At 64.8% G+C, this 14,636-nt stretch carries 13 protein-coding genes; 6 read left to right on the plus strand and 7 right to left on the minus strand.

Annotation, left to right across the window (positions count from 1 at the left end; translation table 11 throughout):
* Positions 1–87: 87 nt before the first annotated feature.
* From pedH to pedF, 5 genes are all read right to left on the minus strand, one after another.
* Entirely contained in the window at positions 88–1,872 is a 1,785-nt protein-coding gene (gene pedH, locus JV551A3_RS17650; RefSeq protein WP_025339553.1) for a PQQ-dependent alcohol dehydrogenase PedH, read from the minus strand.
* A 278-nt stretch (positions 1,873–2,150) separates the two neighbouring features.
* A complete protein-coding gene (locus JV551A3_RS17655) occupies positions 2,151–3,089 on the minus strand; it encodes a quinoprotein relay system zinc metallohydrolase 1 (protein ID WP_133973464.1) in 939 nt (312 codons plus the stop codon).
* Positions 3,090–3,129: 40 nt separating this feature from the next.
* Positions 3,130–3,897 carry a quinoprotein dehydrogenase-associated SoxYZ-like carrier gene (locus tag JV551A3_RS17660; protein WP_133979000.1) on the minus strand — a complete coding sequence of 256 codons (768 nt, stop codon included), beginning with the start codon at positions 3,895–3,897 and terminating at the stop codon, positions 3,130–3,132.
* 176 nt (positions 3,898–4,073) lie between these two features.
* A complete protein-coding gene (locus tag JV551A3_RS17665; protein WP_133979002.1) occupies positions 4,074–4,949 on the minus strand; it encodes a substrate-binding periplasmic protein in 876 nt (291 codons plus the stop codon).
* 5 nt (positions 4,950–4,954) lie between these two features.
* A complete protein-coding gene (pedF, locus tag JV551A3_RS17670; RefSeq protein WP_133973472.1) occupies positions 4,955–5,416 on the minus strand; it encodes a cytochrome c-550 PedF in 462 nt (153 codons plus the stop codon).
* 332 nt (positions 5,417–5,748) lie between these two features.
* On the opposite strand from pedF, the gene exaA reads away from it, so the two are divergent.
* The gene (exaA, locus tag JV551A3_RS17675) at positions 5,749–7,566 is read left to right on the plus strand and encodes a quinoprotein ethanol dehydrogenase (protein WP_372239054.1); all 1,818 of its coding nucleotides are present in this window, start codon (positions 5,749–5,751) and stop codon (positions 7,564–7,566) included.
* Positions 7,567–7,767: 201 nt separating this feature from the next.
* Positions 7,768–8,427 (plus strand): pentapeptide repeat-containing protein, encoded by a 660-nt coding sequence (locus JV551A3_RS17680; RefSeq protein WP_133973476.1) that lies wholly within the window; start codon positions 7,768–7,770, stop codon positions 8,425–8,427.
* A gap of 165 nt (positions 8,428–8,592) precedes the next feature.
* On the opposite strand, the gene JV551A3_RS17685 is transcribed toward JV551A3_RS17680, so the two are convergent.
* Both JV551A3_RS17685 and JV551A3_RS17690 read right to left on the minus strand, forming a co-directional pair.
* On the minus strand, positions 8,593–9,231 hold the full coding sequence (locus JV551A3_RS17685; RefSeq protein ID WP_133973478.1) for a response regulator: 639 nt from the start codon (positions 9,229–9,231) through the stop codon (positions 8,593–8,595).
* Positions 9,231–10,505 carry a HAMP domain-containing sensor histidine kinase gene (locus JV551A3_RS17690; RefSeq protein WP_133973480.1) on the minus strand — a complete coding sequence of 425 codons (1,275 nt, stop codon included), beginning with the start codon at positions 10,503–10,505 and terminating at the stop codon, positions 9,231–9,233. Before JV551A3_RS17690 ends, JV551A3_RS17685 begins: the two co-directional genes overlap by 1 nt.
* 153 nt (positions 10,506–10,658) lie before the next feature.
* On the opposite strand from JV551A3_RS17690, the gene JV551A3_RS17695 reads away from it, so the two are divergent.
* Genes JV551A3_RS17695 through JV551A3_RS17710 form a run of 4 tightly spaced genes read left to right on the plus strand, consistent with a single transcriptional unit; the run spans position 10,659 to position 14,398 of the window.
* The gene (locus JV551A3_RS17695) at positions 10,659–11,852 is read left to right on the plus strand and encodes an ABC transporter substrate-binding protein (protein ID WP_133973482.1); all 1,194 of its coding nucleotides are present in this window, start codon (positions 10,659–10,661) and stop codon (positions 11,850–11,852) included.
* Positions 11,853–11,883: 31 nt separating this feature from the next.
* Entirely contained in the window at positions 11,884–12,873 is a 990-nt protein-coding gene (locus tag JV551A3_RS17700; protein WP_133973484.1) for a YVTN family beta-propeller repeat protein, read from the plus strand.
* Positions 12,870–13,610 (plus strand): ABC transporter ATP-binding protein, encoded by a 741-nt coding sequence (locus JV551A3_RS17705; protein ID WP_133973486.1) that lies wholly within the window; start codon positions 12,870–12,872, stop codon positions 13,608–13,610. The genes JV551A3_RS17700 and JV551A3_RS17705 overlap by 4 nt, the downstream gene beginning before the upstream one ends.
* Positions 13,607–14,398 carry an ABC transporter permease gene (locus JV551A3_RS17710; protein ID WP_112253872.1) on the plus strand — a complete coding sequence of 264 codons (792 nt, stop codon included), beginning with the start codon at positions 13,607–13,609 and terminating at the stop codon, positions 14,396–14,398. Before JV551A3_RS17705 ends, JV551A3_RS17710 begins: the two co-directional genes overlap by 4 nt.
* The last annotated feature ends 238 nt before the right edge of the window (positions 14,399–14,636 follow it).

Genomic DNA, 14,636 nt, shown 5'->3' on the forward strand with positions numbered 1-14,636 from the left:
AATGCATCGTTGGCAGCGGGGCTCTCGTCATTTGGTAGTAGGGCCGCTTGCCCCAGGGGCGCTGGCAGCAAGCGGCAGGTGAACGGCTTAGCGGCTGGCACTTGCCGTTTGCAGTTGCTTGGGCAGCTTGAAGGTCCAGAGCATGCCGCCCTGGTTGAAGTCCTTGACCCGCTTGGCCACTTCGCCGCCCCACAGCGGCACCGCACCGCCCCAGCCGGAAACCACCGAAACGTACTGCTCGCCGTCCATTTCCCAGGTCACTGGCGAGCCGAGCACGCCGGAGCCGGTCTGGAACTCCCAGACCTTGTCGCCGGTCTTGGCGTTGAACGCCTGCAGGAAGCCTTCCGGCGTGCCGGTGAATACCAGGTTGCCCTTGGTGGTCAGCACCCCGCCCCACAGCGGTGCGAAGTTCTTGTGGCGCCACACTTCCTTGCCGCTGACCGGGTCGATGGCGCGCAGCACGCCAATGTAGTCTTCGTTGAGCGGCTTGATGGTGAAGCCGGCACCGAGGAACGCCGCGCCTTTCTTGTAGGCGATGCCTTCGTTCCAGATGTCCATGCCCCACTCGTTGGACGGCACATAGAACAGCCCGGTGTCCTTGTTGTAGGCCATCGGCATCCAGTTCTTGGCACCGAGGAACGCCGGGGCCACGAACACCGAGCTGCCCTTGGCCTCGCTACCCGGTGCACCCGGCCGGCTGGCCTCGTTGTAGATCGGCCGGCCGTCCTTGTCCAGGCCGGTGGCCCAGGTGATCTTGTCGACGAAGGGGAAGCCGCGAATGAACTTGCCGTTGGTGCGGTCCAGCACGTAGAAGAAGCCGTTGCGGTCAGCGGTGGCAGCGGCCTTGACCTCTTTGCCGCCGTCCTTGTAGTTGAACGAAATCAGCTCGTTGACACCGTCGAAGTCCCAGCCGTCATGTGGCGTGCTCTGGAAGTGCCACTTGATGGTGCCATCGTCGGGGTTCAGGGCCAGGCGCGACGAGGAATACAGGTTGTCGCCCGGGCGCAGGTGCGAGTTCCACGGTGCTGGGTTGCCGGTGCCGAACAGTATCAGGTTGGTTTCCGGGTCGTAGTAACCGCCCAGCCAAGGCGCCGCACCACCGGTCTTCCACAGGTCGCCGGGCCAGGTCTTGCCTGCCTCGCCGCCGGAAATGCCATTCTCGATCGCCTTGCCGTCCTTGTACACGTAGCCCATGTGCCCTTCCACGGTCGGGCGCATCCACAGCAGCTCGCCGTTTTCCGGGTTGTAGGCCTGAATCTTGCCCACCACGCCAAACTCGCCGCCGGCGACACCGGTGATCAGCTTGCCGTTGACGATCATCGGCGCGGCACTGATGGAGTAGCCTTCCTTGTGGTCGGCCACTTTCTTGCTCCATACCACCTTGCCGGTGTCCTTGTTCAGCGCCACCAGCTTGGCATCCAGGGTGCCGAAGAACACCAGGTTGCCGTACAGGGCCACGCCGCGGTTGATCACGTCGCAGCACGGGCGGATGTCATCGGGCAGGCGCGCATCGTATTGCCACAGCTTCTTGCCGGTACGGGCGTCCACAGCGAACACCCGCGAGTAGGAGCCGGTCAGATACATCACCCCGTCCTTGACCAGCGGCTGGGCCTGCTGGCCGCGCTGCTTCTCACCACCGAAGGAAAACGCCCAGACCGGCCGCAGGTCCTTGACGTTGTCGGTATTGAGCAGGTTCAGCGGGCTGTAGCGCTGGCCCTGCACGCCCAGGCCATTGGTCACGATCTGCTGCGGGTTCTTCGGGTCCTGGAGAATTTCTTCGTTGCTGACAGCGGCGTGGGCTGCACCGGCAAGCAGCATGGCGCTGAGCACCAGGCTCAAGGCGAACACGGGACGACGTGTGGATCGGGTCATGACGGCTACCTTTGGTTTTTTTGTTGTATCCGGGAAAACTTCCCGGTGTGTCGGGAATTCTTGGTCCCGACCTGCTTGCCAACAATTGCCCGCAGTGCGGAGTTTTCTAGTTCCTTGGTATCGGTGAACTTGCGCGTTCCCCCCTGTGGGAGCGGCCTTGTGTCGCGAAAGGGCTGCAAGGCAGCCCCGGCGATTTCAGCCATCGACACAAATTCTGGGGCCGCTTCGCGCCCCTTTCGCGACACAAGGCCGCTCCCACAGGGAACCGCGTTACACCCTCAGATTGGGGGCTTGGCGTCGACACGCCGCAGCTGCTGGCGTTCATAACGCGGATACAGGTGGCTGACACTGCGAATCAGCTCGTAACGGGTCAGGCTGATACGGGAAAACCGCTCGGGTATCGGGCTGCGGATCATCTCGGCCATGTCATCGCCACGCGCCGCACCGTCACGCATCAGCCCGTCCAGCCAGCCCAGGTAATCACGCATCTGCGCAAACGGCCGGGCATCGCTGGCCAGCGGGCCGTGACCGGGTACAAGTTGCTTCCAGGGCAGCGCTTGCAAGGTGTCCAGGTCCTTCAGCCACACCTCCAGCCCCGGGCTGTTGGGCGTGGTCAGCGCGCGCTGGAAAAACACCAGGTCGCCGGCGAACAGCACGCCAGTGGTTTCATCCAGAATCGCCAGGTCGGCACCGGTATGCCCGCCCAGTGCCAGCAGCCGCAGGCGGTGCCCGCCCACCTCGTGGATACCCGGCTCCAGCACCCGGGTCGGCAGTACTACCTCGGTACCGCGCATCCAGTCGCCGACCAGGCGGTACATGTTCTCGGCCATGGCCTCGCCCTGCTGGTGCAACAGCTCGCCGGTACCGGCCAGGGCACCGATGGGCACATCGGCAAACGCCTGGTTGCCCAGCACATGGTCGGGGTGGTGATGGGTCAGCAGCACTTCGAGCACCGGCTTGTCGGTGGTGGCGGCAATGGCTTGGCGCAAAGCCTCGCCGTAGCGTTTCGATGGTCCGCTGTCGATCACCACCACCCCGCTGTCGGTGACGATGAACGCGGTATTGACGATATTGCCGCCATTATCCTTGGCGAAATTGTCGGTGCTGCCCTCCAGCAGCCAGGTGCCCTCGGCGATCTGCCGGGGCTTGAGCCGATAGTCCAGGTCTGCCCAGGCCGGCAGGCCCAGGCACAGCAGCAACAGCAGAATGCAACGCATGACAGGCGCCTCTGGTCAGGGGTGAAGTCGGGCAACACGCTCAGGGCACTGCCGCCTCGAACTGGTTGCCGCTGTTGTCCTGCAACACCAACCGGGTCGGCCCGGGGCCCTGGATGTCGAAGCCCAGGTTGGGGTTTTCGCTGACTGCCGGGTACAGTTCCAGGCTGGCCAGGCGCTGGCCGTCCGCGCCTTGCAGCTCGGCATGGTTGAGGAAGAATTCGGGAATGCCGCTGACCAGGCCGTTGTCCATCGGGTGGGCCACCTGCAGGCGCAAGCGGCTGCTGTCGCCACGCGGGTAGCGCCCGCCCAGGACTTCACCGAGGTGCTCCTCCCAGCCGGGCTGGGTGCGTACCACGCTAGGCGCGGTACACCCGCCGCCAGCGGCATCGATCAACGCCGAGCCCACGTGCCACAGACCGTCGCGCGTCAGCACCGCTGCGCGCAGCGGTGTGGCCTGTTCGATGCGGATGCGGATCGACAACCAGGGCAGCACGCGCTCGCCGGGCTGGAAGTCGACAATGCGCGGCAGCGGGTTGAGTTCGGCCCAGGCGACAATCCGCACCACCTCGCCGCCGAACGCCCGGGCGTCGATCTCCAGCGGCACCTGACGGGCGTCCTCGGCAAAGGGTGGCGCCAGCAGCTTTACCCGGTCATCGAACACGAATGCGGCCTGGCCCAGCAGCTGCTTGTGGTAGAAGTCCCACATCACTGACGGCACCGGGTCCTTGTGGTTATTCGGCTCGCTGGCCAGGGCCTGTGCGGCCCAGGGCATCCAGCAGGCCAGCAGGAAAGTTGCTCGCCAGTTCATTGCCCCCCCTTTGATCAACGCAAATCTGGCTGACATTGCACGGTCCTTGTGGGAGCGGGTTCACCCGCGAAGAATGCGACGCGGTATATGGCACCGGCTTCGCCGGTGTTCGCGGGTAAACCCGCTCCCACAGGGGGATGCTTTGCCTTTAGAAACCCGCAAGCCTGCGCAGCTTGTTACTGATACATTTCCGGCACCTGGTAACGCAGGCCGTAACTGGCATAAATCGCCTTCATCCGCCCATCGCGAATCAACGCCTCAAGCGCCTCCTCCACCGCATAGGCCAGTTGCCGGTTGCTTTCATGCACCGCCATGCCAATCTCCCAGGCCTGCTTGCCAAGGTTCGGGTAGGCGTTTTCCGCCAGGGCCAGTTGCGGGTCGGCAGCCTGGTGCAGTTGCCAGTCGACCTCGCCGCGCATCGCCATCACCGCGTCAACCTGGCCGGCCTGCATGGCACCGAAGGCCTGCTGCACATTGGGGTAATGATGGGTCCTGGCGCTGAGCATGCCGTTGAACACGGAAGTCAGATAAAACGACGGCACGCTGTCCACCTCGACCCCGATCGGGTGCTGCTGGAACACAGCGACACTGGCCACCGAGGCCAGGCGACGGCGATCGTAGGCGACCTGCCAACGTTCCTCCTGATAGGGCCCGAACATGACCACCTGGGCGTTTTCCAGCTCGCCCACCTCGTTGCGCCGCTGCGCGTAGGCATGGTCATACGGCACCCGCATCATCAGGTCTGCCAGCTGCTGGTGGCGCAGCGGGCTGCCGCGCCAGATGTAGTCGCGCAGATCGTCGTCGAGCTTTTCCCCCGGTGGTGCCCAGATCAGCTGCAGGCGTACCCCCAAAGCCGTGGCCAGGGCCTGCGCCAGCTCCACGTCGACACCGCGCGGTTGGCCATGGTCCTCGAAGCTGTAGGGCGCAAAGTCCTTGTACACCGCCACCTTCAGTTCGCCGGCGGCAATGATCGCGTCGTAGCTGCGCACCTGCGCCTGCGCCGCCGCGCAACACAGCAGCAAGCCACTCAACAGCGCCACCAACAGACGCATGGCCGTCACTCCTCGACGTGCACGCTGTCCAGGTAGGTGCGCACTGCCCACAGGGCTTCCTGGCTCAGGTAATCAGCCATCTTCGGCATGTACACCCGGCCGTCGCGCACCGCACCATGGCGTACGCGCTCGACGAACCATTCATCCCCGGCCTCGCCAGCATCGAGCATGCGCAAATCCGGTGCGATACCCCCGGACTTGGCCTCCAGGCCATGGCAGGCGGCGCAGTTCTGGTTGTAGGCCGATGCACCGATTTCCACGGCTTTGTCGCGCTCGGGAGAGGTGCGGTACGGGTTGACCGCAGCCCAGCCATCGCCGTCCAGGCTTACGCCAGCGTCCTTGATCGGGGTCAGGCCTTTGGTTTCCACGGCCTGGGGCACCACATTGCCATGTGCCCAGGCCGTACCGGTCAGCACCGCACTGGCAAGCAGCCCGGCAGCCAGCAAGACGTTGCGTTTTGTTGTCATTCTTATGCCCTCACGGTTGCACGCAAGGCCTCAACCACAGAGGCCGTCTCGCCATCTTAAAAACAGCCCGCAGGCGGCCGAATGCTGCTTTGGTGGCCGCACCTTACTCCCTTGGTAGTAGGGCTTGTGGCGAAGGGCCAAATGAGGTGCCCTACGGGAACTATTCCCGGCAAGGGCGGGACTTTTTCCGTATCCCGCGACACCCACCCCGTCCCACCCTGTGCAGGCCAAAACCTCCACTGGGAACTGCAACCATGACAACAAGAACGCTACCCGCCCTTTCCCCTCTGGCCCTGAGCGTGCGGGCCTTGCTGCTGGTCGGTAGCCTGGCCATGGGCAACGCGGCCACCGCCGCCACCGCCCCATCTGCACCTGCCGGCAACAACGTCACCTGGGAAGACATCGCCAACGACCACCTGACCACCCAGGACGTGCTGCAGTACGGCATGGGCACCAACGCCCAGCGCTGGAGCCCGCTGGCCCAGGTCAACGACCAGAACGTGTTCAAGCTGACCCCGGCCTGGTCCTATTCCTTCGGCGACGAGAAGCAGCGCGGCCAGGAATCCCAGGCCATCGTCAGTGACGGCGTGGTCTACGTCACCGGCTCCTATTCGCGGGTGTTCGCCCTCGATGCGAAAACCGGCAAGCGCCTGTGGACCTACAATCACCGCCTGCCGGACAACATTCGCCCCTGCTGCGATGTGGTCAACCGCGGCGCGGCGATCTACGGCGACAAGATCTACTTCGGTACCCTCGACGCGCGGGTCATCGCCCTCGACAAGCGCACCGGCAAAGTGGTGTGGAACAAGAAGTTCGGCGACCACGCCGCCGGCTACACCATGACCGGTGCCCCGGTGCTGATAAAGGACAAGACCAGCGGCAAGGTATTACTGATCCACGGCAGCTCCGGTGATGAATTCGGCGTGGTCGGCCAACTGTTCGCCCGCGACCCGGACACCGGCGAAGAGGTGTGGATGCGGCCCTTCGTCGAGGGCCACATGGGCCGCCTGAACGGCAAGGACAGCACGCCGACCGGTGACGTCAAGGCGCCGTCCTGGCCGGACGACCCCACCAGCGAAACCGGCAAGGTCGAAGCCTGGAGCCACGGCGGCGGTGCGCCTTGGCAAAGCGCCAGCTTCGACCCCGAAACCAACACCATCATTGTCGGCGCTGGCAACCCCGGCCCCTGGAACACTTGGGCGCGCACCTCGAAGGACGGCAACCCGCATGACTTCGACAGCCTGTATACCTCAGGGCAGGTCGGCGTCGACCCGAGCACCGGTGAAGTGAAGTGGTTCTACCAGCACACACCCAACGATGCCTGGGATTTCTCCGGCAACAACGAGCTGGTGCTGTTCGACTACAAGAACAAGGACGGCAAGCTGGTCAAGGCCACCGGACACGCCGACCGCAACGGTTTCTTCTATGTGGTGGACCGCAGCAACGGCAAACTGCAGAACGCGTTCCCCTTCGTCGACAACATCACCTGGGCCAGCCACATCGACCTCAAGACCGGGCGCCCGGTGGAAAACCCCGGCCAACGCCCGCCCAAGCCGCTGCCAGGTGAAACCAAGGGCAAGCCGGTAGAGGTCTCGCCACCGTTCCTGGGTGGCAAGAACTGGAACCCCATGGCCTACAGCCAGGACACCGGCCTGTTCTACATCCCCGGCAACCAGTGGAAGGAGGAGTACTGGACCGAGGAAGTGAACTACAAGAAGGGCTCGGCCTACCTGGGCATGGGCTTCCGCATCAAGCGCATGTACGACGACCATGTCGGCACCCTGCGCGCCATGGACCCGACCACCGGCAAGCTGGTGTGGGAACACAAGGAACACCTGCCGCTGTGGGCCGGCGTGCTGGCGACCAAGGGCAACCTGGTGTTCACCGGCACCGGCGATGGTTTCTTCAAGGCCTTCGACGCCAAAACGGGCAAGGAACTGTGGAAGTTCCAGACCGGCAGCGGCATCGTCTCGCCGCCGATCACCTGGGAACAGGACGGCGAGCAGTACATCGGCGTGACCGTGGGCTACGGCGGCGCGGTACCGCTGTGGGGCGGCGACATGGCCGAACTGACCAAGCCGGTGGCCCAAGGTGGTTCGTTCTGGGTGTTCAAGATCCCCAGCTGGGACAACAAGACTGCACAGCGGTGACTGCCTGAGCTGACGTATCACTGGGGCTGCGTTGCAGCCCCTCACTTGTAGGAGCAGCCTTGTGCTGCGAAGAGGCCATTACAGCCGAAGCAGATCTGTTGCCTTGCTGGCCTCTTCGCAGCACAAGGCTGCTCCTACAGGTGATGGGCCGCGATGCGGCCCCAGGACGCACACCCGACTTCACATCGAGAGCCTTTCGCCATGAACTACCTGCCATTTGCCCTGCTGATCGTGCTGTCCCCTGCCGTGGCCGAGAATGCCGACGACGCTGGCAACGATCCCCCCCTGACCATCAACGGCTGCGTGATTGCCGAAGCCAGCCAGTGCCCGGGGGCCGACCTGCGTGGCGCCAAACTGGCCAACCAGGACCTGCGCAAGATGAACCTGGCCGGCGCCGACCTGCGCGATGCCGACCTGCGCCATGCCCGGCTGGACCTGGCCAACCTGGAAAAGGCCAGCCTGCAAGGCGCCAACCTGACCCGCGCCAGCCTGCAGCAGAGCAACCTGCGCCTGGCCGACCTGAGCCATGGCCAGCTCGTGGCCATTCAGGGCTGGGGCCTGTTTGCCCAGGGTGCGCAATTTGCCAAGGCCGACCTCAGCGCGGCCTACCTGCAGTTCGCCAGGTTGTCAGGGGCAAAGATGCAGCAGGCCAACCTGCGGGCGGCGGACCTGGAAATGGCCTGGCTGAGCAAGGCTGACCTGCAAGATGCCGACCTTGGCGATGCCAACCTGCAGGAGGCCAAGTTTGGCCAGAGCAACCTGGCCCGCGCCGACTTGCGTGGGGCGCGGCAGCATTACGGGAATTTTCAGGAGGCCAACATGGAGGGGTGCAAGGGGTGCCCCGAGACCTGGGATGATTGAGCAAAGCGTGCTTGGGCACATTGTTCCCCTGTGGGAGCGGGTTCACCCGCGAACACCGGCGAAGCCGGTGCCATATACCGAGTCGCCTCATTCGCGGGTGAACCCGCTCCCACATAGTCCCTGCTAATTCCATCAGTCACATGATGGTCTTCGAAGAAAGAAACCTCACCCCGCCACCCGCACCACCCCCAGATCAATCCCCAGATGCACCAGCTCGGCATGTGAACTGACCTGCAACTTGCTCTTGAGCAAGGTCAGGTGGTTGGACACGGTCTTGGCGCTGATGCACAGCTGCTCGGCAATCCCCCGCACCGGTGTGCCCTTGGCCAGCATCACGAAAATCTCCAGCTCACGCTGGGTCATGCGTTGCAGGCGCGGATCGCTGGCAGTCTGCTGTGAGGTGCAGGCCAGCTGGGTGGCCAGAGGCTGTTCGATATAGGCATGCCCCGCCAACACGCGCTGCACTGCCTCGATCAGCACTTCGGGCGCCGAGTTCTTGGTCAGGTAGCCCGAGGCCCCGGCATCCAGCGCCTGGCGCACCAACGGCAGTTCGTCATGCATGCTGAAGAACAGCACCCGCAATTGCGGCAGGCGCTGACGCAGGCGCCGGGTGGTTTCCAGGCCGCTGATACCTGGCAGGCCGAAGTCCATGATCACCAGGTTGGGCACTTGCTCCTGAACCCGGGCCAGCGCCTCTTCGCCACTGGCAGCCTCACGCACCTGTACTGTCGGCAGCACCGCCCGCAGCAGGCTGGCATAGCCCTGGCGGACCACGGCGTGGTCATCGACCAACACGATATTCATCACACCTCCATGGGAATGTACAGGTCCAGCGCCCAGCCGGCACCCGGGCGGCTGAGGATGCGCAGTTCACCGCCCAGGCTACGGGCACGCTCGGCCATCGAGTGCAGGCCTACCCCGGGCCGCTGGGGCTGGCTGGCACCGCAGCCGTTGTCGCGAACCAGCAGGCGCAAGCCCTTGGCGCTGCGTTGCAGGCGTACCCGCACCTGGCTGGCGCCAGCGTGCCGGGCGACGTTGGTCAATGCCTCCTGCAGCAAGCGATACAAATGCGTCCGGCTTGCCCCGGGCAGCACCGGCAGCTGCTCGCCGACCCGCAGGCGACAATCGATACCCTGACTGGCCTGCCATTGGCTCACCAGCAGGCCGAAGGCCTCGGCCAGCGGCATGTGCTGCAACGCCAGCGGGTACAGGTCATGTACCAAGGCGCGGAAACCTTGCTGCAGGCGTTCGCAATCGAGCTCCAGGGTGCGTGTCGTCTGCGCCACCACGGTTGGCTGCTCGGCGAATATGCGTAGCAGGCAGAGCTGGGCGCGAATTCCCGCCAGGTATTGCCCAAGGTCGTCGTGCAGGGTCTGCGCCAGCTGGGTGCGCTCCCGCTCCTGCACCGCCAGCAGGGCCTGGGTGAGTTGAGTATTGTCGGCCCGGGCCTGCTGCAGAGACGCGGTCATGCGGTTGAAGTGCTCGGCCAGCTGGCGCGCCTCCGGCAGGCCGGCCTCGCGCAGACGCGCGGTCAATTGCCCCCCCGAGACTTGGCGCAAGGCCTGCAGCAGATCGTCCAGCAAGCCCATGCCCCGCCGCACCGCCCAGCGGATGGTCAACAAGCTCAGCAACAACGCCAGGCCGCACAAGACCAACAGCTGCTGCAGGGAGTCGCGAACCTCGTCGATCTCATCGCGCGCATCCACGGCAATCATTACCCGGCGCCCGTCACCCAGCTCCAGCAGCCGACTGCTGCCGTGGCGCTGGCCAAGCAGTTGGCGGCCCAACCAGGCATCCAGGCCGGTCTCTTGCGGCAGCTGCGCGGCTTCGCCCGCCGCCAGCCAGTGCACCCGCACATGGCGCAGGCTTTGCGTGAGCCGTGGTTGCAGGCTCTGCGGGGCGCGCTCGGCGGTGTCGCCAAGGTAGGCCACCACGGCTTCTGCAGATTGCAACTCTCGATCCACATCGGCTACTGCCTGGTGCAACAGCACCCCGGCACAGGCCAGCGTCACCATCGCAAAGCAGCACGTGACCCACAGGTTGATGCGCCACAGGGCCGACAGGTTGACAAGGCGCATCAGCAGTTCTCCTAAGGGGGGGCTGCGGCTCATCGTAAAACCCGGGCCCAGGTGGTGAATTACTACCTTGGTACCGGCCGAGCGCTACTTTCTGCATATTTCCCACTCCCGGCGGGCTTCCTATGCTGGCGCCATCTGCCGTGGAGTTGCCTTATGCGCCAGCCTGCCTACCTTGCCCTGACCTGCCTGCTGGCCCTGGCCGCGACGCTTTCTGCGAGCCCGACATCCGCCGCGCAGGCCCAGGGCGTGGAACCGTTGCAGGTGCGCATCGGCTACCTCGGCTATCGTCCCGATCCCGGCCCGCTGCTGTCCAACATCCTTCCCGAGCCCACCGATGCCGGGCTGCAGGGCGCCGAACTGGCGATTGTCGACAGCAACAGCAGCGGGCGCTTTCTCAAGCAGGAGTTCCACCTGGCCAACGCCAGCGTCGACAGCCCCGAAGCCCTGCTGCAAGCCGCCAAGGCCCAGCATGATCAGGGCCTGCGGCTGTTCGTGGTAAATGCCCCCGCCGCCAGCCTGCGCGCGCTGTCTGCTGCCCTGCCCGACAGCCTGCTGTTCAACGCCGGCAGCCCGGACGACAGCCTGCGCAGCAGCCAGTGCCTGGGTAATGTACTGCACAGCCTGCCCAGCCGCGCCATGCTGGCCGATGCCCTGGCGCAGTTCCTGGTGCTGCGCAAATGGCAGCGGGCGCTGTTGATCGTCGGCCAGACCGACGACGACCGGGCCTACGCGGCGGCCCTGCGCCGCGCCATGAAGCGCTTCGGCATGCAGCTGGTTGCGGAGAAAGCCTGGACGTTCGACAACGACCAGCGCCGCAGCGCCCAGGCCGACATGCCGCTGTTCACGCAAACCGCCGAGTACGATGTGGTGCTGGTGGCCGACGAGCGCGGCGACTTCGGCGAGTACCTGCCCTACCAGACCTGGTACCCGCGCCCGGTGGCCGGCACCCAAGGCCTGACCCCCACCGGCTGGCACAAGACCGTGGAAACCTTCGGCGCGGCGCAGTTGCAAAAGCGCTTCGAAGCCCAGGCCGGGCGCTGGATGAACGACCGCGACTTCGCCGCCTGGATGGCCGTGCGCAGCGTTGCCAGCGCGGTGAGCAAACTTCGTCAGGCCGAGCCCCGCGCCCTGCAACAACTGCTGCTCAGCGAGCAGTTGCCGCTGGACGGATTCAAAGGCCGCAAGCTCAGCTACCGCCCGTGGAATGGCGAGCTGCGCCAGCCAATCCCACTGGTGCAGCCGCGGGCCCTGGTCAGCACCTCGCCGCAAGAGGGCTTCCTGCACCCGTTCAACGAAATGGACAGCCTGGGCTACGACAAGCCCGAAGTGACCTGCGGCTACCCCTGACCCGATAACCACAACAAAAAAGGATTTCGCCATGCGTCGCTCCCCTTTTCACCGCGCGCTGCTCTACCCCAGCCTGCTGTCGGGCGCCCTGGCGCTTGCTTGCGGGCACGCCATGGCAGCCACCGCCTGGGTGTCGAACGAGAAGGACAACAGCCTCAGCCTGATCGACATGCAGACCCTGCAAGTCACCGAGACCCTGCCGGTGGGCCAGCGCCCGCGCGGCCTGCTGCTGTCTCACGACAAAAGGCTGCTGTACATCTGCGCCAGCGATTCCGACCGGGTGCAGGTGATGGACGTGGCCACCCGCAAGATCATCAAGGAGCTGCCCTCCGGCAAGGACCCCGAGCAGTTCGCCCTGCACCCCAACGACCGCTGGTTGTACGTGTCCAACGAGGACGACGCGCTGGTGACGGTGATCGATACCCAGACCGACAAGGTGCTCGGGCAGATCGACGTCGGCATCGAGCCGGAAGGCATGGCGGTGAGCCCGGATGGCAAGTGGGCGGTGAACACCAGCGAAACCACCAACATGCTGCACTGGATCGACACCAGCACCCAGACCTTGGCAGAGAGCACCCCGGTGGACCAGCGGCCGCGCTTCGTCGAGTTCAGCCAGGACGGTTCGCGGTTGTGGGCTTCGGCGGAAATCGGCGGCACGGTAACCATTCTCGATGTGGCCAGCCGCCAGGTACTGAAAACCCTGAACTTCCAGATCAAGGGCGTGCACCCGGACAAGGTCCAGCCGGTAGGCATCAAGCTCAGCGCCGATGGCAAGTACGCGTTCGTCGCCCTGGGCCCGGCCAACCATGTGGCGGTGGTCGATGCCAAGACTTATGAAGTACTCGACTACCTGCTGGTGGGCCGGCGCGTCTGGCAACTGGCGTTCACCCCGGACCAGAGCCAGTTGCTGGCCACCAACGGGGTCAGCGGCGACGTTTCGGTGATCGATGCAAAAAACCTCAAGGTGCTCAAGTCGGTGAAGGTCGGCCGCTACCCCTGGGGCGTGGTGGTGACGCCATGAATACTCTCGAAGTCAGTGACGTGAGCTTTGCCTACGGCCAGCGCGAGGCGCTCAGGCAGGTCGACTTCAGCCTGGCGCCCGGGCGCTTCGCCGCCTTGCTGGGCCCCAACGGCGCCGGCAAGTCGACCTTGATCGCCCTGCTCACCCGCTTGTACGACCTGCAGCATGGCGACATCCGTGTGTGCGGCTGCTCGCTGCGCAACGCCACACGCCCGGCCTTGCGCCAGCTGGGCGTGGTGTTCCAGCAAAGCACCCTGGACCTGGACCTGAGCGTGGAGCAGAACCTGCGCTACCACGCCTCGCTGCATGGCCTGTCGCGGCGCCAGGGCAGTATTCGGGTGGATGCCGAGTTGGCCCGCCAGGGCCTCGATGAACGGCGGCGTGAACCCGTCCGGGCGCTGAACATCGGCCATCGGCGCCGGGTGGAGATTGCCCGCGCGCTGCTGCATGAACCGCGTTTGCTGTTGCTCGACGAAGCCAGCGTCGGCCTTGACCCGGCCAGCCGCCTGGCGCTCAACCAGCACCTGCGACTGCTGTGCCGCGAGCAGCACCTGAGTGTGCTGTGGACCACCCATTTGCTGGACGAAGTGCAGCCCAGCGATGACCTGCTGATCCTGCATCAAGGGCGCCTGGTGGCCAGCGGCACGGCCGATGCCCTGAGCCTGGAGCACGGCGGTAACCTCGACCATGCCTTTGCCAGCCTGACCCGCGCCCCCAGAGGAGCCAATGCACGATGAACGCTTACTGGCAGTGCTTCAACGGCATTCTCCTGCGCGAATGCCTGCGTTTCGTCCTGCAGCGCACCCGTTTTCTCAGCGCCCTGGTGCGCCCGCTGCTGTGGCTGCTGGTGTTCGCTGCCGGCTTTCGCGCGGCCCTGGGCATTGCGATCATCGAGCCCTACGACACCTACATCCCCTACGAGGTGTACATCATTCCGGGCCTTGCCTGCATGATCCTGCTGTTCAACGGCATGCAGGGCTCGCTGTCGATGGTCTATGACCGGGAGATGGGCAGCATGCGGGTGCTGTTGACCAGCCCGTTGCCGCGGCCCTTCCTGCTCGGCAGCAAGCTGCTGGCGACCTCGTTGATTTCCTTGCTGCAGGTATACGCCTTCCTTGCCATCGCCTGGTTGTATGGCGTGCAGCCACCGGCCGCGGGCCTGTTGCTGGCGCTGCCGGCGTTGTTGCTGGTGGCGCTGATGCTCAGTGCCCTGGGGCTGCTGCTGTCGAATGCGATTCGCCAGCTGGAGAACTTTGCCGGGGTGATGAATTTCGTGATCTTCCCGCTGTTCTTCCTGTCCTCGGCGCTATACCCGTTGTGGAAGATGCGCGAGGCCAGCCAGTGGCTGTACTGGTTGTGCGCCATTAACCCGTTCACCCATGCCGTGGAACTGGTGCGCTTTGCCTTGTATGAGCGCTTTAACCTGCTGGCGCTGGCGGTATGCCTGGGGCTGACCGTGCTGTTCACTCTGCTGGCGATTCTTACCTTCAACCCCCAGCATGCCGCGCTGCGCAAGCCGCGCTGATTGGTATGCACATGGTTCTTGTGGGAGCGGGTTCACCCGCGAAGAAGGCGACGCGGTGCATGGCACCGGCTGCGCCGGTGTTCGCGGGTAAACCCGCTCCCACAGGGACCGCGCCAGCATGCAGATAATGAGTGGGCCTGAAATATTGGCCACTCCAACCATCTACTACTTTAGTACTACCTTTGCTATCTGATCGTCGCATTCACAATGCACCTTCACTGGCATGTAATGGGTCTAT

Source organism: Pseudomonas inefficax (genome assembly GCF_900277125.1).
GTDB lineage: Bacteria > Pseudomonadota > Gammaproteobacteria > Pseudomonadales > Pseudomonadaceae > Aquipseudomonas > Aquipseudomonas inefficax.

Coding starts and splice junctions, on each gene's coding strand:
- pedF (WP_133973472.1), bottom strand. CDS start 5,416: ATGACAACAAAACGCAACGTCTTGCTGGCTGCCGGGCTGCTTGCCAGT.
- JV551A3_RS17710 (WP_112253872.1), top strand. CDS start 13,607: ATGAACGCTTACTGGCAGTGCTTCAACGGCATTCTCCTGCGCGAATGC.
- JV551A3_RS17680 (WP_133973476.1), top strand. CDS start 7,768: ATGAACTACCTGCCATTTGCCCTGCTGATCGTGCTGTCCCCTGCCGTG.
- JV551A3_RS17665 (WP_133979002.1), bottom strand. CDS start 4,949: ATGCGTCTGTTGGTGGCGCTGTTGAGTGGCTTGCTGCTGTGTTGCGCG.
- JV551A3_RS17655 (WP_133973464.1), bottom strand. CDS start 3,089: ATGCGTTGCATTCTGCTGTTGCTGCTGTGCCTGGGCCTGCCGGCCTGG.
- JV551A3_RS17695 (WP_133973482.1), top strand. CDS start 10,659: ATGCGCCAGCCTGCCTACCTTGCCCTGACCTGCCTGCTGGCCCTGGCC.
- exaA (WP_372239054.1), top strand. CDS start 5,749: ATGGGCAACGCGGCCACCGCCGCCACCGCCCCATCTGCACCTGCCGGC.
- JV551A3_RS17685 (WP_133973478.1), bottom strand. CDS start 9,231: ATGAATATCGTGTTGGTCGATGACCACGCCGTGGTCCGCCAGGGCTAT.
- JV551A3_RS17700 (WP_133973484.1), top strand. CDS start 11,884: ATGCGTCGCTCCCCTTTTCACCGCGCGCTGCTCTACCCCAGCCTGCTG.
- JV551A3_RS17705 (WP_133973486.1), top strand. CDS start 12,870: ATGAATACTCTCGAAGTCAGTGACGTGAGCTTTGCCTACGGCCAGCGC.
- JV551A3_RS17660 (WP_133979000.1), bottom strand. CDS start 3,897: ATGAACTGGCGAGCAACTTTCCTGCTGGCCTGCTGGATGCCCTGGGCC.
- JV551A3_RS17690 (WP_133973480.1), bottom strand. CDS start 10,505: ATGCGCCTTGTCAACCTGTCGGCCCTGTGGCGCATCAACCTGTGGGTC.
- pedH (WP_025339553.1), bottom strand. CDS start 1,872: ATGACCCGATCCACACGTCGTCCCGTGTTCGCCTTGAGCCTGGTGCTC.